We start from the raw sequence: 22,895 nt of genomic DNA, 5'->3' as shown, positions 1-22,895 counted from the left end.
GAAGAGCCGGGACGTAGCGGTGACGCCCCGGACGGTAGCGCGCAGCTTGTCGACTAGCCGTGAGCATCGATGATGCGGTACATCTCAGTGTGATCGGTCTGAGGCGTGGTGCTTTGCGCCGCTTCCTGCCAGACGGCCAGGCACTCATGGCCGAGCTTCATCTGCTGACCCATCTGCTCTGCAAGGGTGACGGCGATTTTCAGGTCCTTGACCATCAGTTGCAATGCGAAGCCCGATGCGTAAGTGCCGCTGAGCATGAACTGGTTGACCTTGTTGGCCGTGGTGAAGTTACCGCCGGAAGCATTATTGAGCACGCTGGTCATCACTGCCGGATCTACACCGAATTTCTCACCCACATGCAGCGCCTCAACGGTGGCCAACAACCCGGTGGCAGACACAAAGTTGTTCAACGCCTTGACCGCATGACCTGCACCATTTGGACCAACGTGGGTTGAGCTGCCCATGACGTCCAGCAGCTCGCGGTGTTGCTGGAGCACGTTGACATCCCCGCCCACCATGATTTGCAGCGTCCCGGAAATAGCGCGTTTCACGCCACCGGAAACCGGCGCATCAAGGAAACACAGCGACAGCTCATTCAGTTGTTTGCCCAGCGCTTGGGTTTCGAGCGGTTCCGAGGAACTCATGTCGATCACGCAGGCGCCCTGCGCCAGGCGTTTGGCGACACCATAGTCGCCCACAAGCACCTGATTGACGATGCGGGAGTTGGGCAACATGGTGATGACGATACGGACATCGGCAAGGGTCTGCGCACTTTCAAGGCGACGGGCGCCCACTTCGGCACACAGATCACTGACAGCCTGGTCGTTGGTGTCGCTCACCAACAAAGGGTATCCCGCCTTGGCAATAAGACTTGCCATCGGGCGCCCCATCATCCCCAGCCCGATGAAGAGGACTGTAGGGCGAGTGCCTTGGTTATCGTCGTTCATAGCGTATCTCGATGGTTAATTGTTTTTTTGGCCAAGGTGCTCAGATACCCCGGGCGCTTTGTGAGAACACCTTAAGTATTGTAATACAATATGTCAATAATTCAGACCAATTACGACTTGCTGCCTGAAACCCCCTGTATTGTTGAAGCTGTAATATTGTAATACAGTGATACGACTAAATCGCTGAACGCGCCCTCATAAAAACAATTGATTTAAAGGAAATCCCCATGCAAATCAGAGCTGCCGTGTTGGACCAGATGGGTTTGCCGGCTCCATTTGCCCAAAGCCGACCTTTGCGCATCGATACGATTGAGCTACGAGATCCGGGACCCGGCGAGGTATTGATCAAGATCGCCGCAGCCGGCATCTGCCATTCCGATCTGTCCGTGATCGAAGGCGTGCGACCACGTCCGCTGCCGATGGTAATCGGGCATGAAGCCGCGGGTGTGGTCATCGCGGTCGGGCCTTATGTCGACGACTTGGTTGTGGGTGATCATGTCGTGACTGTGTTCGTCGCCTCCTGTGGCCATTGTGTTGAATGTTCGGGCGGGCGCCCTGCCCTTTGCGGCCCCGGTGCGGTGGCGGGCGCGGCTGGCACGCTGTTGCGCGGTGATCGACGCCTGCAGCGCGGGGAACAAGTCCTCAATCATCACTCGGGCATCTCCGCATTCGCCGAATACGCCGTGGTTTCGACACGCTCTCTGGTGCGCGTGGCCCGAGATATTCCCTTGGAACATGCGGCACTGTTTGGCTGCGCCGTCTTGACCGGCGTTGGCGCAGCGACCAATACCGCCAGTATCAAACTGGGCTCGACCGTCGCAATCGTCGGAATGGGTGGCGTAGGCCTGGCGGCGCAGCTAGGCGCGCTAGCGGCGGGCGCAAGCCAAGTGATCGCCATCGATACCAATGCGGAAAAACTGGCGATGGCCAAATCGTTGGGGGCGCAGCATGTGTTTAATGCAGCCGACCCTGACCTGGTCGAAGCCATCCGCGACCTGACCGGCGGAGGTGTTGATGTGGCGCTGGAGTTCGCGGGGGCATCCGCTGCGTTGCAAACGGCCTGGAAAGTCGGCAAGCGAGGCAGCGAGGTCGTCACCGCCGGCCTGGCTCGACCGGACGCGACATTCGAGGTGCCGATGGTCGGCCTGGTGGCTGACGAGCGCACCTTGCGCGGCAGCTACATGGGCAGCAGCGTGCCCAGTCGCGACATCCCGCGCTACCTGGAATTATTCCGTCTCGGTCGCCTGCCGATCGACAAGCTGGTGACGCACCGATTGACCCTGGATGAGATCAATGTCGGCATGGATCGCCTGCGTGACGGTGAAGCCGTTCGCCAGATCATCACGTTCGATTGAGCAGGAGTGTCGCCATGTACCCTACAGACAAGTTCTACATTGATGGGCAATGGGTCGAGCCGATGGGCAAGGCCACGTTTACCCTGATCAATCCGGCTGACGAGCAAGCCTATGGTGAACTGGCCATGGGCAACGCCGACGATGTGGAGCGCGCAGTACACGCTGCACGCCGGGCGTTCGCGGACTATTCACGCTGGACACCGGGGCAGCGCATCGATTTGCTTGAGCGGGTATTGAGCATCTATAAGCGTCGATACGAAGAGTTTGCCCAGGCGATGACCCTGGAAATGGGCGCGCCGATTGCCTTCTCCCGGGCGGCCCAGGCGGCACGGGGCTCGCTGCATATCGAGGAAATCATTCGCGTGCTGCGCAGTTTCGAGTTCGACGAGTTGCAGGGCACGACCCAGATACGTCGCGAAGCGATCGGCGTATGCGGGTTGATCACTCCGTGGAATTGGCCGATCAACCAGATCGTGGTGAAAATCGCCCCGGCGCTGGCGGCCGGCTGCACGATCGTCCTCAAGCCCAGCGAATTCTCTGCGCTCTCAGCCTTGCTATTTGCCGAGGTGCTGGACGAAGCGGGCGTACCGCCAGGGGTCTTCAACCTGGTCAATGGCGACGGACCCAACGTGGGCCACGCTATCAGTGCGCACCCGGACATCGACATGGTGTCTTTCACCGGCTCTACCCAGGCCGGTATTCGCGTGGCGAAAACCGCTGCCGACACGGTCAAACGCGTCGCTCAGGAGCTGGGGGGCAAGTCGGCCAATATAGTGCTGGGCGATGCTGATTTCAGCCAAGCAGTCTCCAAGGGCATCGCCGCGTGCTTCACCAACAGCGGGCAATCCTGCTCGATCCCGACTCGCATGCTGGTGCCGGCGGAACGCATGGCCGACGTAGTGCAAATCGCTCGGATCGAGGTGGCGAAGTACCGTGTCGGTGATCCGCAGGATGAAAACACCCAGCTGGGGCCGCTGGTCAACAGGGCTCAGTTCGAACGCGTACAAACCCTTGTGCAACGCGGCATTGACGAAGGCGCCGAATTGGTCTGCGGTGGCGTCGGCCGTCCCGAGGGCCTGCAACAGGGCTATTACGTCCAGCCCACGGTGTTCGCCAACGTAACCCCGCACATGACCATTGCCCAAGAGGAAATCTTCGGCCCGGTATTGTCGATCATTGCCTATCACAACGAGTCAGAAGCCATCGCAATCGCGAACGGCACACCTTACGGCTTGGCGGCCTACGTGCAATCCGCTGATCTGAACCACGCCCGCGATATGGCCAGGCACCTGCGTGCTGGCCAGGTTCACCTGAACTATCCGCCGGCCGATATCGGCGCGCCCTTCGGCGGTTTCAAACAGTCCGGCAATGGCCGAGAGTGGGGTGCGCACGGACTGATGGAGTACTTGGAAACCAAGGCCATCGTCGGCTTTGCACCTGCCAACTGAACACACCAATAAAAACAATACAGGTTGTGAAAAAATGAAAACGACTGCTGAGTCGGTGGACTTGAAATCCACCCAAGGTGTAGACCGCTCTACGCTCAAAGTAATCGCTGCCGCGTCCCTGGGCACCGTGTTCGAATGGTACGAATTCACCCTGTATGGCGCGCTGGCGTCGGTGATCGCGCTTAATTTCTTCTCCGGCCTGGACACCGCCACCGGGTTTATCTTCGCGTTGCTGACCTTTGCGGTCGGCTTTGTGATGCGACCGGTTGGGGCAGTGGTATTCGGGCGTATCGGCGACCGTATCGGGCGCAAAAAGACCTTCCTCATTACCATTGTGATCATGGGTATTTCTACGGTGGCGGTGGGCCTGCTGCCCACCTATGAATACGCCGGGATCCTGGCCCCCAGTCTGTTGATCGCACTGCGGATGCTGCAAGGCCTTGCGCTGGGCGGTGAGTATGGCGGAGCGGCGACCTACGTCTCCGAGCACTCGACCAATCGCCAGCGCGGCCTCAATACGGCGTGGATCTCGGCCACCGGCACCCTGGGGCTGCTGCTGGCTTTCGGTGTGATCCTGGCGTGCCGTTACATCAGCGGCGACGACTTCAATACCTGGGGCTGGCGCATCCCGTTCCTGTTCTCGCTGGTGCTGTTGGGCATCTCGATATCCGTGCGCATGGGCATGGAAGAGTCGCCGGCGTTCAAGAAAATGAAAGCCGAGAAACGCCTGTCGAAATCACCGCTGCGCGAAACCTTTCTGGACAAGGCCAACCTGCGCCGCCTGGTAATCGCCTTGTTCGGCATTTGTGGCGGCATGACCTGCGCTTACTACATCGCAGTGCTGTACCCCACGTTCTTCATGACCCAGAACCTCAAGGTCGATCCCCAGCAAGCCAACACCACGCTGACGCTGGCGTTGATGACGGCACTGCCGATGTTTTTGCTGGCGGGCTGGCTGTGTGATCGCCTCGGACGCAAACCTGTCCTGCTGGCGGGTTTCCTGATGTCGGCACTGTCCATCTTCCCTATCTACAAAGGCGTGGCGCTCTACGCCAACCCTGACTTGATGGCCGCGGAACAGCGCACGCCGGTGACGTTGGTCACTGACACGTCCCAATGCTCGTTCATGTTCAATCCGACCGGTACCCGCACCTTCAGCAGCCCGTGCGACGTTGCCAAGCAGGCCCTCTCCGCAACCGGCATCAGCTACGAAACCCAATCACTGCCTGGCCAAGCCCACGCGGTGATCAAAGTGGGTTCGGCACAGCTGGTCTCTGAAGGCACCGTAGGCCTCGACGCAGCGGTCGCCAAGGACCGCATGGGTGCGCTGAAAACCTCGTTGCAGAGCCAATTGGACCAGGCGGGATACCCCCTCAAAGCCGACCCGGAGAAGTTCCAGCGCGGCAAAGTTTTCCTGCTGTTGATGGCGTTGGTGTTTTGCGGCGTGATCTCGCTGACGCCGGTCGCGCCCATGCTGGTGGAAATGTTCCCGGCGCGTATTCGTTATACGTCCATGTCGTTCCCCTACCACTTTGCCAGCGGCTGGATCGGCGGACTGTTGCCCACCATCGCCTTCGCCCTTTCAGCACAGATGGGCAATATCTACTTCGGCCTGTGGTATCCGGTGGCATGGATCGGCGTGTCGTTTGTGGTCGGCCTGTTTTTCCTGCGCGAGACGCGTGATATCGACATCAATCTCTAACCTCCCCTCCCCTGAGCCAGGTGAAACCATGAGCAATAAAGAACTGTTTGATAAAGGCTTCGAGAATCGCAAAGCCGTACTGGGTGCCGCCCACGTTGAGAAGTCCTGGTCGTCGGCAGACGATTTCAATAAACCCATGCAAGCCTTGGTAACCGAGTATTGCTGGGGTGCCGTGTGGGGTGACGAGACCTTGCCGTTCAAAACCCGCAGCCTGCTCAACATCGGCATGCTGACGGCCATGAACCAGCACCATGAGCTGGGCGTGCATGTGAAGGGCGCGCTGACCAATGGCGTGTCCGTCGAGGAGATTCGCGCAGCGTTGATGCAGGCTGCAATCTACGCGGGTGTGCCGAGCGCATTGGCGGCGTTCCGGGTCGCGACGGAAGCCATCAAGACCTGGAACACCGAGCACAGCCGTTAAACCTCGAACACCAAAACGCAGCCCTCGGGCTGCGTTTTTTGTTGTGATTACAGTGCCGCGATCTGTCGACAGCCATCAAACGACATCAATAACCACCTTCCCAACCATCTTGCCCGACTCCTGCAACGTATGCGCGGCGTGTGCGTCTGCCAGGGAGAAGCGCTGCTCATCCAGCAAAGGAACGAGCCTGCCTGCCTCGGCAAGGCGTGTGGCATGCCGCAGAATCTCACCGTGATGCGCACGCCCCTCCCCGCTCAACATCGGCAACAATACGAATATCCCGGACACCGTCACGCACCGCAGCGAGCTTGGCGCCAGGTTATGAGTGCCGAACGCAAAGCAACTCAATACATGACCATAGGCGCGAGCGGCTACCAGCGAATCATCAAGGGTCTGACCGCCGACGGTATCGTAAACCAGATCGAAACCTGCCCCACCCGTATGCTGTTTTACATACTGCTCAACCGTACTGCTGCGGTAGTCGATGGCCGTTGCACCATAGAACTCAACAATTGCGCGCTTCTGGGATGATGCTGTGGCGAACACCTTGGCGCCATGAGCAACCGCGATTTGTACCGCCATGTGCCCTACTCCACCGGCGCCGCCTTGCACCAGCACAGACTGCCCCGATTGCAGGCCAGCACGGTCAATCAGCCCCTCCCACGCGGTCAGGAATACCAACGGTATCGCCGCGGCTTCGCGCATGCTGAGGTTACTCGGTTTGGGCGCCAGCAGGTCGGCATCGACGGCGGCGTACTCAGCCATGGAACCTTGCAGGCCACGTACGCCACCCGTCAGCCCATACACCGCGTCCCCAACCTTAAAGCCGGTGACACCCTCGCCCACGGCTTCCACCACGCCGGCGAGGTCAGTGCCGAGGATCGCGGGAAGTTCAGGCATCGCATAGGGCGCCTGCCCCTTGCGAATCATGAAATCAATCGGGTTGACCCCGCTTGCCGCTATCTTGACAAGTACTTGGCCGGCTCCAGCCAAAGGGCGATCAACCTGGGTCAGGGTGAACGTACCGTCGGCATAATCGCTCAACACCTGAGCCTGCATCTGTGTCTGTATGCTCATGACGCTCTCCTGTTTACAGCCTTGTAAAACGACAGTCTTTACCTTTGAGTAACAATGGTTGATGCAGCTTAGACACCTCGTGTCAACGCGGGAAATTGCGGCACGATGAACTCTCCCAATTCGTCCAGAACCTCCGGGGCCGAGCGCTGCCCATATTTGAGCTGGATCATCACGTGGTTAACCCCGAAGGATTGCAGGGTGTGCAGCATCTCCAGCAGTGCATTGCGGCCTAACCTGAAGCCTTGGTGAATAGGTGTGGGGGCAGTATCGGGGTCGAGGGTCAGGTCGATAAAGAGGGACTGACTGAATGGCTTGAAGGCATCGCCTGCCTGCTCGCGCACAGTCTCGTGCCAGAGGCGAACGATATCCCTTTGCTTATCCAAGGCGCGCGGGTAAGAGATCCAACCGTCGGCTTCCCTGGCGATCCACTGCAATGTCTGGCGACTACTGCCGGTGATAAGTAATGGAATGGATTGGCCTGAGGGTTTGGGCACCAGGTCTGCATGCCTCAGCTCGCCCTCGCTCCAGCGAATCGGTTCGAACTGAGTGCTGAGGGATTTGCGCATAACCTCCAGATGCTCGACGAATCGCTCCCCACGGCTGTGGGATTCCACATTGAAAGCAGGGTATTCCACCGGACGGTCGCCAGAAGCCACGCCGAGCAACAACCTGCCTCCGCTGAGTTGATCGATGCTCGCTGCAGCCTTGGCCAAATGGAGCGGATGACGAATGGGAACAACGATCGCGGCGGTTCCCAGTGCGATATCCCGGGTTTGCCCGGCAAGATAGCCCAGGTAAGTCCAGGGGTCGTAGATTTGCCCGACATCGCCAAACGTCGGATCGCGCAGCGGGACATCACGAAACCATAAGCAGGCAAAACCGGCCTTTTCCGCCTGCTGAGCCAACGCGACCTGGTTGCGCATTGTGGGCATATCGCCCTCGTAAGCCTCTATCGGAAAAAACAAACCGAGGGTCAGTTTCCCAGGCTGGAAGGTCCGACGAAAACCCGGTAACGCCTGGTACGGTGTACTGGACAACGAAAACATAAAAACTCCTTATTGATGATCGACGTGACGGGCCCAATGCGGGAATTTGCGCACGCGCTCGTCCATGCTGCGCAGGGCCTCCAGCGACTTGCGCAGCTTGGTAAAGGCATCGCCGCTTTCATCCCATCCTTGCCAACCGATATAGCCGTCGTAACCCAACCGCTTCAACAGCGCCATGACCGCAAAATTGTCCATTTCGCCCTGGTCGAGGGTTTCAATGGTCGCGGTCTGGCCCCAGCCCAGAGGGCTACGGCGTGAACCTGAAAGATTCACTTGCTTGAGAAAGGGCAGCGCCCGCCTGAGCGTGGCGCCCAGCCGCTCGCCGTCGCCGGCGTACCAGTGGTAGCCGCAGAAAACGATCCCCAGATTGGGGTGATTGAGTCGCTCACAAATACGCAGGGCGTCGTCGTGCTTTTCGCTCCAGTGCAGTAAATGCGAGTAGATCAGGATGCGGATATTGCGCTGCTGCGCGATAGACAAGGCTTCGGCCAACCAGCGCACCACAGGCTCATCGCCCGCAGGATCCGAACGCGCGAAGTCCCCCGCGGTTTTAATCGCCAATTCAACGGTGGAGCCTGGCGGTGCCACTTTCAGCATCTGATAGATGCCCGCGTTCTGCTCTGCCTCTACGCCAAGGCGCAGGTTGAGCACCACATAGATGCCCGCTACCTCCAGGTCGTAACGCTCCTTGACGCTGCTCAATTGCTGGACAGCTGCCCAGTTGCGTCCATCCCAGATTGAAAGATAGGTGGCGTCATAACCCACCGCCTTAGTCATCTCGCACCTGTCCTCAAAACCGTAGGTGCCCATGGAGCTGTAGAAACAGGTGTCCTGTGCGTAAAACTTTTGCGTCATGGTGCTCTCCAGCAGGCCGTCAGGCATTGATCGCAAAGCACCGTCGAACGTCCACTTCGCCTTCACCAACACCGACAGCAAATGTCTTGACACTAACTGTAGTGATCACTATAAAATACACACAATATGTAGCGATCGCTACCTAAATAGCTTTCAGTGATGTGCCGGACGGGAACCATTCCCACCGACCGAATGAATGGGATAGGCAACGTGATAGACCTCGCCGTACACCACATCGCGCAGTGGATCGAGATTATTCGCTCGCTAGACGTCGTCGGGATTGCGCTGTATGCCGCGATATTTGTGGTGGGCACGGTCGCCTTCGTACCCGCCTCGGTGCTCACGGCGCTCGCCGGTTTTTTGTACGGCCCGATGTGGGGAACGCTGCTCATCTCGCCCGCTGGTTTGCTGTCTGCAGCGATCGCGTTCGCCTTGGGCAGATCGCTTCTGCGCCCTTGGGTCAAACGACGCCTGGCGAACAGCCCCACATCAGCGGCGGTCGACCGCGCTATCGAGTCTGGAGGTTTTCGAATTGTTTTCCTCTTGCGCCTGGCGTCCATCGTGCCGTTCGCTCCGCTGAGCTACGGACTCGGAGCCAGCCGAATCACCCGTCGAGATTTCCTTCTGGCGACCTGGATCGGCCTGCTCCCTGGAACATTTCTGTATGCGTATCTGGGCTCTCTGGCGGCTGATGTCACACAGATAATCAGTGGCGAGGTAACGACCAATCGCTCGACTCAAATGATGACTTGGGCGGGACTGGTCGTTGCATTGATCGCCTTACTGACCATCGCTCGATATGCACGCAAAGCAATCAACCAAGCCCTTCTTCAACCCTCTTCAAACTAGGAGTAACACCATGAGCAACCCAACTTACGTCGAAGACTACAACGCCATCGTCACGGTGCTGAACCACTACAACGAAGGTGGCAAGCAAGCCAAAAGCAGCATCATGAAACCTGCCTTCAGCGAGCAGGCCACCATCTTTGGTGTAGATAGCGAAGGCAAGCTGACCGGAGGCCCGATCCAAGGTCTGTTCGACATCATCGACAGCGCCTTCCGGCCGTCACCGGAAGCCAAAGGTGCCATCGTCAACGTCGATATCGTGGGCACCGCTGCCAGCGCACGCATCGATACCAATGACATCTCCGGCTTCTGCTTCACCGATTTCTTCAACCTGCTGAAGGTTGATGGAAAGTGGACCGTCATCAGCAAGATCTACCACACCCACGTTGCTCCTTAACCCACCCGCTTGAACCGCGCCCCATTGGCGCCAAAACCATGCAAAGGAGTTTGACCATGAGCAAGAACATCAAGGCAGTACCCACCCAGGACTACAACGCCGTTGTCGCCGTGGCCCAGCAATACGCAGACGGCCTGCGTGCCGGCAGCCCGGAAGTGCTGGAGCAGGCCTTCCACAAGGAAGCGGTGATGTACGGCTTCACCAACGGCAAACTGCTGGGCGGCCCGATCAGCAATCTGTTCGACTTCGTCCGCACTAATGGCAAGGCCCCGGATATCAGCACTCGCCTGGACGTGCTGGCGATCACCCCAACCACCGCCGTGGTACGGGTGGACATGGAAAAGGACGCGATTGGCGCCGACTACAACGATTACCTGACACTGATCAAAATCGACGGCACCTGGAAGGTGATCGCCAAGGTTTATCACCAGTTCGAAGGCTGATCCGAGCGGCCTGAACGCAATGCTGTTTCTTAAGGTGATAAATCATGGCAAAAGTTGAATACAGCGCCGTTGTAGACGGCGGCGCCGAGCGCGTTTGGGATGTACTCAAGCGCTTCGGGAAAATCAGCCAGTGGCACCCGGCGATCCCGCAGAGCGTCATCGAAGACGGTCAGCCGGACGGTCTGGTCGGTTGCATCCGTCGGCTGACGTTGCAGGATGGCGCCATTCTGCGCGAGCAGTTGTTGTCGATAGACGCGGTAAATCTGCAGTTCTCCTACCGTTTCGTTGAAGCGCCACTGCCCGTCGACAACTACGTGTTGACCGTGCGCCTGATCCCGTTGACTGGCAAGGACGAAACCGTGATTCTGTGGTCTGCGACCTTCGATACGCGCGAGCCTGACCCAGAGGGGCAATGGACCTCGACCATCGAGTCGCTCATTGTCGGTGGTCATGAAAGCCTCCAGGTTTACCTGAACCAAGCCGCCACCGCGTGAATGTGCCCTACCCCGCTCCAGCAATGGATGCGGGGTTCAATTTTTCTGGAGTTACGATGCACGACCACATTGCCGAAGTGCCGCTTGAAAAAGCTTATCGGCTGATCAACCACGGTCCCACCGTGCTGGTTTCTGCTCAACACGAGGAGACTCGAAATGTGATGGCCGCGGCATGGGCCTGTGCATTGGATTTCTCACCGCCCAAAGTCACTGTGGTGCTGGACAAGATCGCCAAAACCCGCGAACTGGTAGAGCGTAGCGGCCTCTTTGTGATTCAGGTTCCCACCGTGGCACAGCTGCAATTGACCCGCGATGTCGGCAGCGTCAGCCTGCAGGAAGATCCACAGAAGCTGGCTCATAGCGGCGTCGAGCTGTTCAGTTTCAGCGGGCATGACGTGCCATTCGTGGCCGGCTGCTCAGCCTGGCTTGCGTGCAAACTTTTGCCCGAACCGCACAACCAGTCGACCTACGACCTGTTTATCGGTGAAGTCGTCGCTGCCTGGGCCGACACACGGGTATTCAGCGACGGCCATTGGCACTTTGAGCGTGCGCACCCGGACTTTCGTAGCCTGCACTACATCGCAGGTGGCCACTTTTATGCGATCGGAGAAGCGTTGGACGTCGCGACAAAGGAGGACGCGTAATGAACCCCATCGAGAAACGCCCGCTCGGTCAAGCCAACGTGGCACTCAGTGCCGTCGGCTTGGGCACGGTGCAGATCGGCTATAACGCCCACATCGATTACGACCAGGCGCTGGCCATCGTGCAGTCAGCTCATGAAGCGGGTATCCGCTATTTTGACACGGCACCGATGTATGGCACGGGCCGCGCGGAATACACCTTGGGTCGTGCGTTACGCGAACTGAATATACGCAACGATGTGGTCGTCAGCACCAAGGTAGGCCGGGTACTCGACACCGGCGACATCCCGGCTGCCCAGCGCCCGGCGGACTCAAGATGGTTCCTGCACAACCCTCACTACCAGTACGATTATACCTATGACGGATTCATGCGCTCGGTGGACCACAGCCTTGAGCGCTCCGGCCTGGATCGTATCGACGTACTCCTGGTGCACGATCTGGGACGTGCCTGGCATGGTCGACGGGCTGAAGTTTATTGGAATCAGATCCGTGAGAGTGGATTCAAGGCACTGGACGAACTGCGCAGCACAGGGGTGGTGTCTGCCGTTGGCCTGGGTGTCAATGAAACCGAAGTGGTCGTGGAGGTGGCGCGGGAGTTCGCCCTCGACTGTGCGATGATTGCCGGCCGTTATACGCTGCTCAACCATGAGCCACTCAACGGGCATTTTGATGAATTGCAACGTCGCGACGTTTCGATCATCGCGGCAGGCGCCTTCAATTCAGGCGTGCTGGCGATGGGTGCACGTCCCGACGCAATGTTTGATTATCGTGCCGTTCCGGCCGACATCGCAGCGCGCGTGGCCGTCATACAGTCGATCTGCGCCGACCATGGTGTGGCGATGTCGGCTGCGGCGTTGCAGTTTTGCGCCTGTCATCCAGCTGTACGGGCGCTGGTGTTCGGCGCTCAGTCGGTGGCGGAGGTTCAGCAGAACGTCGCAGCGTTTTCGACACGGATCCCCGGCGCATTTTGGGCACAGCTCAAGCAGCAGAAACTTATTCCCGAACACGCACCGGTGCCTGGCGACACCCCGCGCTGACGCGCCAAGAGCGCAGCCCACAAGGCGCTGCGCGCTCCCAGTTAATGATCTAGTGCAGTTTCAACCGAGGCTCGGTGCCTCGTCCCAGGCGGTTACCCAACATCAGCAATGCGGTAGGCACCAGTCCATAGAGCGCGACCTGGTGCATGCGGTACAGCGATGCATAGAACACCCGCGCCAACCATCCTTCCAGCGTCACACTGCCCGTCAGTTTACCCATCAGGTTACCCACCGCCGAAAAGCGTGACAGCGAAACCAGCGAGCCATAGTCCTTGTAGACATAAGTCGGCAGGGCTTTACCTTCAAGCCTGGCCTGCAGGCTCTTGACCAGCATTGACGCTTGCTGGTGGGCGGCCTGAGCACGCGGCGGCACATTCTGCTCACTCCCCGGCTGAGGACACGCGGCACAGTCACCGAACGCAAAAACATTGTCGTCCAGCGTGGTTTGCAACGTGGGTCGCACCTTCAGCTGGTTGATGGGGTTAGTCTCCAGGCCATCAATATCCTTGAGGAAGGACGGTGCACGAATACCGGCCGCCCAAACCTTGAGGCTGGCCTCGATCAATTCTCCGTTGCGGGTTTTAAGGTGCTCGGCGGTGACCTCACTGACGGCGGCGTTTGTCATCACGGTCACCCCCAGTTTTTCCAGCGTGCGGTGCACGGGATCGCCGATGCGCTTGGGCAGCGCTGGCAGCACACGGGGGCCCGCTTCTATCAAGGTGATGTGCATGTCATGCGGCTGAATGCGATCCAGCCCGTAGGCGGCCAGCTCATGGGCAGCGTTGTGCAACTCGGCAGCCAGCTCCACGCCCGTTGCGCCTGCACCGACGATCGCCACACGGATATTCTCACCTGCAACGCCGAGCGCTTGTGCACGCAGGTAATGGTTGAGCAACTGCTGATGGAAGCGTTCGGCTTGCTCGCGGGTGTCGAGGAACAGGCAGTGCTGTGCCGCACCGACGGTGCCAAAATCATTGGTGGTACTGCCGACGGCGATGACCAGGGTGTCATAGTTCAAAACACGTTCAGGCACCAGCTGCCGGCCGGCGCCATCCAGGGTAGGTGCAAGCCGAACGGATCTGGCGGCACGGTCCAGGCCGCTCATGCGGCCGAGTTGGAAATGGAAGTGGTTCCACTTGGCCTGGGCCACGTAGTTCAACTCGTCATCATGGGCATTGAGTGAGCCCGCCGCGACTTCATGCAACAGTGGCTTCCAGATGTGGGTGAGGTTGGCGTCAACGAGGGTGATGTGAGCGGTGCCGCGCTTGCCAAGGGTCTTGCCCAAACGCGTCGCAAGTTCCAGACCGCCAGCGCCACCGCCGACAATCAAAATACGGTGTGTCATTGAAGGGTCTCATTGCTTTTACAGGGGGAGACAGGACGGATCCTGTAGCGCCCAGGCACACGGCGTTGCGCCGGTGCCTGGGCTGGGTGATTTCAACGCTTATGACTTACCAATCCTGACGGGTCGGCGAAATGATCAGGTCGTTGACGGTGACGTTTTCAGGCTGATTCAGTGCATACACCACTGCGCGACCAATGTCGTCCGGCGAGATAGCGATTTTATTCAGCTCTTGAGCCGCTTTACGGCCTGCCGGGTCGGTGACTTTATCGGCCCAACCGGTGTTGATCACACCCGGGCTGACCGTGTTGACACGGATGCCGTGCTGCACGCCCAGCTCTTTGCGCATCGACTCAGTCATGGCCTGCACGAAGAATTTGGTGGAGCTGTAGATACCCGCAGCCGGCCCAACCTGGTGACCGGCGACCGAATCCATATTCAGGATCTGGCCCGACTTCTGTTTCAGCATGAACGGCAACACCGCCGCGATACCATGCAGGTAGCCTTTGATGTTCACGTTGATCATCTTTTCCCAATCATCGGTGGCCAGGTCGACCCAATTGGAAAACAGCATCAAGCCTGCGTTGTTGATCAGGATATCCACCGAACCGAAAGAGTCCTGGGCGAATTGCGCGAGCGCTTTCATATCCTCAGGGTTGGTAACGTCGCTGACGCGACCTACCGCGTCCCCGCCCTTGCCTTTCAACTCGCTGACGATGGCGTCCAGGCCTTGCTGGTCCAGGGCTGCTGCGACAATTCGAACGCCTTTCTCGGACAAGGCACGTGCCGATGCAGCACCCAGGCCGGACGATGCGCCAGTGATGATCGCGGTTTTATTCTGCAGATAGTTCATGGGCGTTCCTCTCGTTGGTGACTGCCCGTCTGTGCGGGCAGTTTTTGGGGTTATCGCGGATATAAGCGGATCAGTAGTTGCCGACAGGCCAGTCGGTGTAGCCTTTGGCGCCGCCGCCGTAATACGACTCGCGCGGTGCGATGGTCAGTTCGGCCCCACGACGCAAGCGCTCAACCAGGTCCGGGTTGGAGATAAACAGGCGACCAAACGCTACGGCGTCGATCTTGCCTTGGGCGCGGCGCTCGATAGCCATGTCCAGGTCGTAGTTGTTGTTGCCGATGAAGGGCCCGTTGAACTGCGCGCTCAATGCGTCCATGTCCACGCCTTCCGGCACTTCACGCGAGGTGGCGGTCGCGCCTTCAACGAAGTGCAGGTACGCCAGGTCGAAGGCGTTCAACTGCTGGATCAGGTAGCCGTACATCGCCATCACGTTGCTGTCGGGCGGCGTGTTGCCTGCGTCAGGCGTGACCGGCGACAGGCGGATGCCAACCCGGTCGTTGCCCCAGATCTTGACGATTGCTTCGGTCACTTCCAGGGTCAGGCGCGCACGGTTCTCGATGGAGCCGCCGTACTGGTCAGTGCGATGGTTGGTCGAGTCCCGTAGGAACTGGTCCAGCAGGTAGCTGTTGGCCGAGTGAACCTCTACCCCGTCAAAACCAGCACGCTTGGCATTCTCGGCAGCACGTTTGTACTGCTCGATGATCCCCGGGATCTCATCGGTTTCAAGCGCCCGTGGCATCGACACCGGGACGAAGCCGTTGGTGGTATAGGTGTCGCCTTCGGCCTTGATCGCGGAAGGCGCGACCGGTGCGGCACCGTCAGGTTGCAGCTCGACACTGGAGAACCGCCCCACATGCCATAGCTGGCTGACGATCTTCCCGCCGGCGGCATGCACGGCGTCCGTGACTTTCTTCCAGCCCGCAACTTGCTCCTCACTCCAGATGCCTGGAGTGGCCGCGTAACCGCGGCCTTGCGCGGAAATATTGGTGGCCTCGGCGACGATCAAGCCCGCGGTGGCGCGTTGAGCGTAATACTCAGCGTGCAGCTCGTTGGGGATACCATCTTCGGCATAGCGGCTACGGGTTACAGGTGCCATCAAAATACGATTGGCAAGTTTCATCGCGCCCAGGTTGATGGGGGTGAATAAGTCGGTACGAGTGGCGTTGTCTGTCATGATAGACCTCTTTTAAATAGACCGGTCGTCTAGTAAGTTGGTAAAAAATAGCTACGACAAAAGTCGCTTTGCCAGAGTCAGGGATATTTCAAAGGCGTCGTCGCGCTTGCCGATCTTCATCATCAACGAAGCGCCGAGCCAAACCTGATAGAGCGATTGCGCAAGCGTCGCGCTTGGCGCTGCGGACGTGATCGAGCCATCGACAAGCCCCTGCTCAATACAGCGCTCAAGCTTTGCGTGGATAGCCTGCGTACCTCGGTCGAGCACCAGGCGCATGCCCTCCGAGAGGTCACAGACCTCGGCGCCCAACTTGACCACCAGGCACTTGTCGGTAGGCAAATCAGAGCACTGGGTCTGCGCCCAATATTGGAAGTAACTCAGCAACCTTTGCGCGGCGGGTGCAGAGCCCATCAACAGCGTGTCGACTGTTGCGAGGTAGTCGGAAAAATACTGTTCAAGCAATGCCTGACCAAATTCTTCCTTGGATTTGAAGTAGTGGTAGAACGAACCTTTCGGTACGCTCGCAGCCGCTACCACCTCAGCTAACCCTACGCTGGTGTAGCCTTTGTGAGTCATCAACGTCCTGGCGACATCCAGGATGTGTTGGCGTGTTTCAGAATGATGCTTTTTCATAATGCAGCCACTCTAATTAAAACTAGACCGGTCGTCTAGTAAATTTTAGAATAGCTTCACGTTCTACGACCAACGGCGAACGAAGACAAATGACAGGGTCAAGCTCATGAACACCCCTCCCCCCACGTCAACGTTCAATACCGAGTGCCTTGCGCAATTCAACCTCAATTGCCTGGTGATCTTCGCTGCGCTTTATCAGGAAAAAAGTGTCACCAGGGCGTCCGAGCGCTTGAACATCGGACAGCCCGCGGTCAGCAACAGCCTGTCGAAGCTCAGGCTGATTTTTCAGGACCCACTGTTTTTTCGCCAAAACGCAGAGATGGTGCCCACCGCAGTCGCCGATGATATTGCGAAGCATGTGATACCGCTATTGAGCGGTATTGGCCATGTACTTGAGCGATACACCGTACCGCCCTTTTGACACGCGTCACGGTAGACCTGAAATCTCAACATTATGCTGCGCAACCGAAAAGTTCATTTTGTGTATCATTAGGGGAGAAATCTATTCCAGGCATGCTGTCTGGCGATACGCCCCAAGGTGCTGCACTCAATGACCGACCCCGCCCCAACCCCTGTTCCACGCGCAAAAGGCCGCCCGCGCGCGTTCGACCGCGACCAGGCTCTGCTGCATGCGCTGGCAGTGTTTTGGAAGCGTGGCTACGAGCCGGCCTCTGTGGCGGAGTTGTGTTCAGCCATGAGTATCAGCCCTCCCAGCCTGTATGCGGCGTTTGGCAACAAAGCCAAGTTGTTTCTGGAAGCGGTTGCCTACTACGAAGCGACCTTCTGGGATGCCACGTGGGAGCGCATGGACACCGAGCCGGACATCGTGCGCGCCATCAGCGACTTCTTCCACACCTCAGCGTCGATCCTGACCGAACCCGAAGCCCCCTGTGGCTGCATGGTCGTACTCGCGGCCGTCAATGTCTCCGACGATGCCGGCGAAGTCACCGCAACCCTCAAGGCCTTGCGTCAGGAGGGCCGTGACTACCTGCAGCAACGATTGGACCGCGCGGTTGCGGACAGGCAACTGCGCCACGACACCAATACCCGCCTGCTCGCCTCTGCCTTGAATACCCTGCTCGAAGGCATGTCGCTGCAAGCGCATGACGCTGCCAGCCGTGAAGACCTCCAAGGCATAGGCGCCACAGCGGTAGCCATGCTTGCTCCTGCCCTCGTAGAGCCCGCATAGGCGCGGACGACCTCTGACAATGGAGGGTGCTGGAAGCACTGCACCCTCCTGGCGATCTCCGTGATTCAATTCACGAACGACTGCTGCCCCTCCCCCAACGCCACCTCGACAATATAATGCCCGTTCTTCGTGACCCGGCTTGGGTACAGATTGGCCATTTCTGTTTCATGGGGAGCAAGCACCCGCGACATCTCTCCGCCGACCGTTTTCATTATTTCATCGGAGGTCATGATTAAATTGGTCTGACTTCCGAATGCCAGCCCTACCGGAAGATAAAAGGGATCGGCCGGGTTGCCGCCATGAAGATTCTCATGGCGGTAAACCAAATCACCGGTATAGACGAACACATCGGCACTTTGCGGCTTGTTATCGTTCCTGATAACAATGTACTGCGACGCAGCAGTGTGGGTGTCTTTCGCCAGGCGCACATCAACACCCGGGAACAGATCTTCAATATCCCCCTTGAGCCCACGCATTCTGCCTTCACGCGCCAACTGCACGGCGTAGATCATGTCACCGGTGTCAGTTGCAGTGAGCAGCCAACGGAACCGGCGCTCCATTGCCATGATCGACACCCAGGAGGCTAACTCTTCCTGCTGAATATAGAAGGTTGCATTGGGGAAAAGCTCCAGCCCTCCCATGTGATCAAAGTGCGCATGGGTGAGTACCACATCCGTCACCTCTTCCGGCTTACAGCCCACTTCAGCCAAGACATCTTGCGGCCCGAACCAATTCTGGACATTGAAGCGATTGACGAATTCGGCACCGTGGGACGCGTTGTTGAGCCCGCAGTCCAGGAGGATGGTACGCCCCTGGCCTTTTAGCAACGTGTAGCAATAAGGGAGCTTTGCGGTTCCAGCATTGTGCTTCCCGTACACCAGAGAGCTCTCAGCGGCATCAGGTACCCATGCGTATTCGAGCATCCAGATTGAGTAATTCGACATTTTCCTATCCTTCTTGTTGTTGGGATTTTGTCTACGTATTGCTCACGATTACAGCCGCGTGATTGGCACAGCATGAATGGCTGAAATCCACCACTTCGAATCCCGGCAAGCATCGGGATGCAGACTCAAGCTCTTTCCACGCCGCTTGCAACAGAGGTAATGGATCGAGCGCCGCCGAATGGCCTGACAAGGTGCCGTCAATCGCCTTGGCGGTTTGTGTGAGGCGCTCCAGCCCACCCTTCATATGCCGGTGAAAATGCGCAGTCCTTTGGGTTGATGTGAGGCCCAGCAAAAGATCCCGGCCCTCTGCTATCTGCGCGACAGCAGCCAGGCGGGCAGCATGATCCAGCGCGGCTCTCGAGCGCTCAAACGACATCGCCAGCAACACAGCGGCAAGCCTGCTTGCCGCGTCTTGAAGCTGCTGGAAAACACGTTGGGCGCCCGCCGCGTAAGCGACGGTGGCGTCATCAAAACCCGCCGAGGAACTGACCCTCGTGAGCACAACACTTGCCCCCTTCATGCGCCGATCTCAACTGACGGGAGTTTTTGCCCCAGGATCATATCGGCGGCTTTTTCCGCAATCATGTAGGTGGTCGCGTTCGTATTGGCAGAGGGCATCGACGGCATAATGGAGGCGTCTACCACCCTTAAGCCCTGCAGACCATGCACGCGAAGCTCGCCGTCAACCACGGTTAACGGCTGATCTTCAGGGCCCATGCGGGCCGTGCCCATCATGTGATACACCGTGGTGCCCATGCGCCTGGCGAAGTCGAGCAACTCATCATCGGTCTGCAGGTCAGCGGACGGAGAGGTTTCCGACTCAACGAATCGTGCCAAGGCGGGGCTGCGGAAAAGCTGGCGGGCCACTTTCATCCCACCAATGAGGACTTTCTGGTCCGTCTCGTGGGCCAGGTAGTTGGGTTGAATTATCGGCTTGTCGAACGCATCACGACTGCGCGCACGCACGTACCCCAAACTCTCGGGGCGCTCCTGCCATACGCCTAACGTAAGCCCAGGGTGAGAATCGAGCAGGCCCACGACGCCCTCACGAAAGCTGGCAGGTGAACACGCAAACTCCAGATCCGGGCGATCCACCGAAGGATCGGATTTGCAGAACAAGTGAACCAGGGAAGGACTGACCGCCAGAAGGCTGGGGCGACGCAGCAACCAACGCCCGATTTCCAGCAACAGCGCGGGGCCCTGCACCATCTGATTGATGGTGCGGATTCCTTTAACGCGCGAAACCATCCGAACCGCATAGTGATCGCGCAGATTCCGCCCCACGCCCTCCAGCGCATGCACGACCGGAACACCAATCTCAGCCAGCACATCGACCGGTCCCACGCCGGAAATCTGCAGCAATTTCGGGGTATTGAGTGCACCGGCAGACAGGATCACCTCATGCCGGGCGTGAATTTCGACCACCTTGCCATGAGGGCCACCCTGGATGTAACGGACGCCCACCGCACGCTTGCCCTCAAAAATGATATTCGTCACCTGGGCATCGGTACGTACGCTGACGTGCTTGCGTTTTTCCGCCGTACGCAGGAACGCCTTGGCGGAGCTGTAGCGAAACCCGTTGTGAATCGTGCGCTGAAAGAACCCCACGCCCTCCTGCCTGCCCGCATTGTGATCCGGATTGCGTGGAATCCCGATTGACTCAGCGGCATCTACCAGCGCGTCGCTGACCGGGTGATGCCAGTCCAGGGGCGAGATCGGCAGCTCACCACGGCGACCACGAAACGTAGCGTTTTCTGGCCCCTCCCACGCTTCTGAGCGTTTGAAATACGGAAGCACATCCTGGTACGCCCAGCCTGGGTTTCCTGCGGCGGCCCAACCATCGTAATCAGCGGCCTGACCGCGGACGTAATTCAAACCGTTGATCGAGCTGGATCCGCCTAACACCCGCCCCTGAGGCAGCGAAAAGCGTCGATTGTTGGTACCTGGACTCGGCTCTGCCTCGAAATTCCAAGTCAACGTCTTGCTGTAAATATTCTTGATGTACCCCGCAGGAATGTGAATCAGCGGGTTCGTGTCACGAGGCCCCGCCTCAAGCACACAAACGCTCTTGCCCCCAGCGCTCAGACGGTTGGTGAGAACGCATCCGGCTGTACCTGCACCTACGACGATGTAATCGAAGACTTCCTTCAGACCGGTATCGATGACCATTGAAGACCTCATTTGCGCATGGGTGCGGACCATGGGTTCCCGGCACCCTTTATTGTATTTATTGAGCAAATTCACGCTATATTATTGTACTACAATATGTCAAGAATACTGATTCACCCCGCTCAGCCTGGTGAGTGTTGACAGGATGCCCAACAGACCTTTCGTCGCCCGCCAGCGCACAGCGCCAACGACGACGTTCCAAATACTTGGCAGACGCGTGAAGAACCCCTAGAGTACGATAGTAGGACGCTAATATTGTAATACAATAATAAGGTAGATATATGACTACTAAAGCCTCTCCCCTCACCGGGGAAATGCCATTGCCGAGTGACAGAATCGATGCAGGCAAACGGCGCGTATTGATCTCCAGCGTCATAGGCAGCGTCATTGAGTGGTACGACTACACGCTCTATGGCGTCGCCGCTGCGCTGGTGTTCAACCACCTTTTTTTCCCCAACTTCAGTCCTGCTGCTGGCACCATCGCGGCATTCGGCTCGTTCGCCGTAGGGTTCATCGCACGGCCGCTGGGTGGTTTTTTTGCGGGACAGATGGGCGACAGACTGGGGCGTAAAAAAACCCTGGTACTGACCCTAATGCTCATGGGCATTTCGACAACATTGATCGGAATGCTACCGACCTACCAACAGATCGGCATGTGGGCCCCCGCACTGCTAATACTGCTGCGCGTCGTGCAAGGGTTTGCAGTGGGTGGAGAATGGGGAGGCGCCGTGCTCATGGCCGTGGAGCATGCGCCTGATAATCGTCGAGGCATGTGGGGAGCATTCCCCCAAACCGGCGTCTCTGCGGGCCTAGTGCTGGGTTCAGCGGCGTTCGCTGCGGCGTCTGCATTACCGGAAGCGGACTTCCTCAGTTGGGGATGGCGTATTCCTTTTCTGTTCAGTGTCTTGCTGGCCGCAGTGGGTCTTTTCATAAGGCTCAAGACCGAAGAATCACCGGCCTTTCTAGCCATGACAAAGTCTGTCGCGCAGCGAAAAAGTCCGATCTCGCAAGTGTTCACGACTCAACGCAAGCCACTGCTTCTGGCGCTGGGCGTGCGTTTTGCAGAAGGTGGAAATTACTATATTTACACCGTGTTCATTCTCGCCTTTGTGTCACAGTACACCCAGATACCCAAGAGCGACGTGCTCCTGGTGGTGATGCTGGCGGCGCTATTCAACATTGTCTCAATCCCCTTCTGGGGTGCCGTCTCAGACCGCATCGGGCGCCGTCCGGTATTCATAGGGGGCGCGTTATTTATCGCAATCACCGCCTACCCGTTCTTTTTGATGGCCATGAGTGGCTCGCTGGTATTGCTGGCGATAGCGCTTATCGCGGTACTGTGCCTCGGCCATGGTCCGGTCTACGGCACACTGGCGGCCTATTACTCAGAACTGTTCCCCACCGCGGTGCGCTATACCGGGATTTCAATCGGCTACCAGGCGGCCTCGATTCTGCTGGGGGGTATTACCCCAATGCTTGCCAGCGCACTGATCCTTTGGGCTGACGGCTCTCCTTGGGCAGTAATCCTCATGATGACCCTGAGCGCTCTGGTTGCGGCAACCACTATGTTCATCAGCCCGGAGACATTCCGGCGAGACCTCAAGAACATCTGACCTGACAATTTCAAACGCTTGGACCGGGTGCCTTCCTTGCTGATCGCAAGCGAGTAAACACCCGGTATATCTCCTTATCCGTCTCACCTTTTAAATGGCTCGATCAGTGGCCAGGCACGCGTGCGCGCCCAATATTCGGGGCTTTCAGCCCATATGGAAAAAATACCCGGCACGTCCCGAAAAGCTGCCGATCACCTATTGCAATTTGGTTTTGTTCGGATATATTCGCTTACAACACACCAATAATATTGTAATACAAGAACACAAAT

Annotated in this window: 24 protein-coding genes; 13 read left to right on the top strand and 11 right to left on the bottom strand. The window is 58.2% G+C overall.

What is annotated here, in order from left to right; all coding sequences use genetic code 11:
* Positions 1-53 precede the first annotated feature (53 nt).
* The gene (locus tag AC3ZU9_RS12045; protein WP_064052546.1) at positions 54-947 is read right to left on the bottom strand and encodes an NAD(P)-dependent oxidoreductase; all 894 of its coding nucleotides are present in this window, start codon (positions 945-947) and stop codon (positions 54-56) included.
* Positions 948-1,174: 227 nt separating this feature from the next.
* Between AC3ZU9_RS12045 and AC3ZU9_RS12040 the strand changes: the two genes are divergently transcribed.
* From AC3ZU9_RS12040 to AC3ZU9_RS12025, 4 genes are read left to right on the top strand one after another with little or no spacing between them, the layout of a single operon-like run.
* On the top strand, positions 1,175-2,302 hold the full coding sequence (locus AC3ZU9_RS12040) for a zinc-dependent alcohol dehydrogenase family protein (RefSeq protein WP_102060522.1): 1,128 nt from the start codon (positions 1,175-1,177) through the stop codon (positions 2,300-2,302).
* Between the two features lie 14 nt (positions 2,303-2,316).
* Entirely contained in the window at positions 2,317-3,750 is a 1,434-nt protein-coding gene (locus tag AC3ZU9_RS12035) for an aldehyde dehydrogenase family protein (protein WP_490090771.1), read from the top strand.
* A 34-nt stretch (positions 3,751-3,784) separates the two neighbouring features.
* Positions 3,785-5,452 carry an MFS transporter gene (locus AC3ZU9_RS12030; protein ID WP_064052543.1) on the top strand — a complete coding sequence of 556 codons (1,668 nt, stop codon included), beginning with the start codon at positions 3,785-3,787 and terminating at the stop codon, positions 5,450-5,452.
* A 28-nt stretch (positions 5,453-5,480) separates the two neighbouring features.
* On the top strand, positions 5,481-5,873 hold the full coding sequence (locus AC3ZU9_RS12025; protein ID WP_102060524.1) for a carboxymuconolactone decarboxylase family protein: 393 nt from the start codon (positions 5,481-5,483) through the stop codon (positions 5,871-5,873).
* A 75-nt stretch (positions 5,874-5,948) separates the two neighbouring features.
* Here the strand turns inward: AC3ZU9_RS12025 and AC3ZU9_RS12020 are convergent, their stop codons facing one another.
* The 3 genes from AC3ZU9_RS12020 to AC3ZU9_RS12010 form a co-directional block, all read right to left on the bottom strand.
* Positions 5,949-6,950, bottom strand: a complete 1,002-nt coding sequence (locus AC3ZU9_RS12020; RefSeq protein WP_102060525.1) for a zinc-dependent alcohol dehydrogenase family protein — start codon at positions 6,948-6,950, stop codon at positions 5,949-5,951.
* Between the two features lie 68 nt (positions 6,951-7,018).
* Entirely contained in the window at positions 7,019-7,996 is a 978-nt protein-coding gene (locus tag AC3ZU9_RS12015; RefSeq protein WP_490090770.1) for an LLM class oxidoreductase, read from the bottom strand.
* Between the two features lie 9 nt (positions 7,997-8,005).
* Positions 8,006-8,878 (bottom strand): sugar phosphate isomerase/epimerase family protein, encoded by an 873-nt coding sequence (locus AC3ZU9_RS12010; RefSeq protein ID WP_490090769.1) that lies wholly within the window; start codon positions 8,876-8,878, stop codon positions 8,006-8,008.
* A gap of 183 nt (positions 8,879-9,061) precedes the next feature.
* On the opposite strand from AC3ZU9_RS12010, the gene AC3ZU9_RS12005 reads away from it, so the two are divergent.
* The 6 genes from AC3ZU9_RS12005 to AC3ZU9_RS11980 are packed head-to-tail and all read left to right on the top strand — an operon-like array spanning position 9,062 to position 12,709.
* Complete coding sequence (locus AC3ZU9_RS12005) at positions 9,062-9,700, top strand: TVP38/TMEM64 family protein (protein ID WP_256581471.1); 639 nt, start codon at positions 9,062-9,064, stop codon at positions 9,698-9,700.
* 10 nt (positions 9,701-9,710) lie between these two features.
* Positions 9,711-10,094, top strand: coding sequence for a nuclear transport factor 2 family protein (locus AC3ZU9_RS12000; protein WP_102060528.1), 384 nt, complete (start codon positions 9,711-9,713; stop codon positions 10,092-10,094).
* 56 nt (positions 10,095-10,150) lie between these two features.
* Complete coding sequence (locus AC3ZU9_RS11995; protein ID WP_064052537.1) at positions 10,151-10,537, top strand: nuclear transport factor 2 family protein; 387 nt, start codon at positions 10,151-10,153, stop codon at positions 10,535-10,537.
* A 44-nt stretch (positions 10,538-10,581) separates the two neighbouring features.
* The gene (locus tag AC3ZU9_RS11990; protein WP_102060529.1) at positions 10,582-11,031 is read left to right on the top strand and encodes an SRPBCC family protein; all 450 of its coding nucleotides are present in this window, start codon (positions 10,582-10,584) and stop codon (positions 11,029-11,031) included.
* Between the two features lie 56 nt (positions 11,032-11,087).
* Entirely contained in the window at positions 11,088-11,675 is a 588-nt protein-coding gene (locus AC3ZU9_RS11985) for a flavin reductase family protein (RefSeq protein ID WP_102060530.1), read from the top strand.
* Positions 11,675-12,709, top strand: coding sequence for an aldo/keto reductase (locus AC3ZU9_RS11980; protein WP_490090768.1), 1,035 nt, complete (start codon positions 11,675-11,677; stop codon positions 12,707-12,709). Before AC3ZU9_RS11985 ends, AC3ZU9_RS11980 begins: the two co-directional genes overlap by 1 nt.
* Positions 12,710-12,758: 49 nt before the next feature.
* Here the strand turns inward: AC3ZU9_RS11980 and AC3ZU9_RS11975 are convergent, their stop codons facing one another.
* From AC3ZU9_RS11975 to AC3ZU9_RS11960, 4 genes are all read right to left on the bottom strand, one after another.
* Complete coding sequence (locus AC3ZU9_RS11975; protein WP_490090767.1) at positions 12,759-14,054, bottom strand: NAD(P)/FAD-dependent oxidoreductase; 1,296 nt, start codon at positions 14,052-14,054, stop codon at positions 12,759-12,761.
* A 106-nt stretch (positions 14,055-14,160) separates the two neighbouring features.
* Positions 14,161-14,904, bottom strand: a complete 744-nt coding sequence (locus tag AC3ZU9_RS11970) for an SDR family oxidoreductase (protein WP_490090766.1) — start codon at positions 14,902-14,904, stop codon at positions 14,161-14,163.
* A gap of 70 nt (positions 14,905-14,974) precedes the next feature.
* Positions 14,975-16,078, bottom strand: coding sequence for an alkene reductase (locus AC3ZU9_RS11965; protein ID WP_102060534.1), 1,104 nt, complete (start codon positions 16,076-16,078; stop codon positions 14,975-14,977).
* A gap of 51 nt (positions 16,079-16,129) precedes the next feature.
* Positions 16,130-16,711, bottom strand: a complete 582-nt coding sequence (locus tag AC3ZU9_RS11960; protein ID WP_490090765.1) for a TetR/AcrR family transcriptional regulator — start codon at positions 16,709-16,711, stop codon at positions 16,130-16,132.
* Positions 16,712-16,817: 106 nt separating this feature from the next.
* Between AC3ZU9_RS11960 and AC3ZU9_RS11955 the strand changes: the two genes are divergently transcribed.
* Both AC3ZU9_RS11955 and AC3ZU9_RS11950 read left to right on the top strand, forming a co-directional pair.
* Positions 16,818-17,132 (top strand): LysR family transcriptional regulator, encoded by a 315-nt coding sequence (locus AC3ZU9_RS11955; protein ID WP_102060536.1) that lies wholly within the window; start codon positions 16,818-16,820, stop codon positions 17,130-17,132.
* A 129-nt stretch (positions 17,133-17,261) separates the two neighbouring features.
* Positions 17,262-17,900, top strand: a complete 639-nt coding sequence (locus tag AC3ZU9_RS11950; RefSeq protein ID WP_064052529.1) for a TetR/AcrR family transcriptional regulator — start codon at positions 17,262-17,264, stop codon at positions 17,898-17,900.
* Between the two features lie 65 nt (positions 17,901-17,965).
* Here the strand turns inward: AC3ZU9_RS11950 and AC3ZU9_RS11945 are convergent, their stop codons facing one another.
* The 3 genes from AC3ZU9_RS11945 to AC3ZU9_RS11935 are packed head-to-tail and all read right to left on the bottom strand — an operon-like array spanning position 17,966 to position 21,013.
* The gene (locus tag AC3ZU9_RS11945; RefSeq protein WP_064052528.1) at positions 17,966-18,844 is read right to left on the bottom strand and encodes an N-acyl homoserine lactonase family protein; all 879 of its coding nucleotides are present in this window, start codon (positions 18,842-18,844) and stop codon (positions 17,966-17,968) included.
* 31 nt (positions 18,845-18,875) lie between these two features.
* Positions 18,876-19,364: a hypothetical protein gene (locus AC3ZU9_RS11940; protein WP_064052527.1), complete on the bottom strand. Its 489-nt coding sequence runs from the start codon at positions 19,362-19,364 to the stop codon at positions 18,876-18,878.
* Complete coding sequence (locus AC3ZU9_RS11935; RefSeq protein ID WP_490090764.1) at positions 19,361-21,013, bottom strand: GMC family oxidoreductase; 1,653 nt, start codon at positions 21,011-21,013, stop codon at positions 19,361-19,363. The genes AC3ZU9_RS11940 and AC3ZU9_RS11935 overlap by 4 nt, the downstream gene beginning before the upstream one ends.
* Positions 21,014-21,294: 281 nt before the next feature.
* On the opposite strand from AC3ZU9_RS11935, the gene AC3ZU9_RS11930 reads away from it, so the two are divergent.
* Positions 21,295-22,626 (top strand): MFS transporter, encoded by a 1,332-nt coding sequence (locus AC3ZU9_RS11930; RefSeq protein ID WP_490090763.1) that lies wholly within the window; start codon positions 21,295-21,297, stop codon positions 22,624-22,626.
* Positions 22,627-22,895 lie beyond the last annotated feature (269 nt).

This window comes from Pseudomonas sp. A39 (assembly GCF_058145955.1).
The sequence above is the reverse complement of the archived record's forward strand: the minus strand, read 5'-3'. Positions and strand labels throughout refer to the sequence as shown.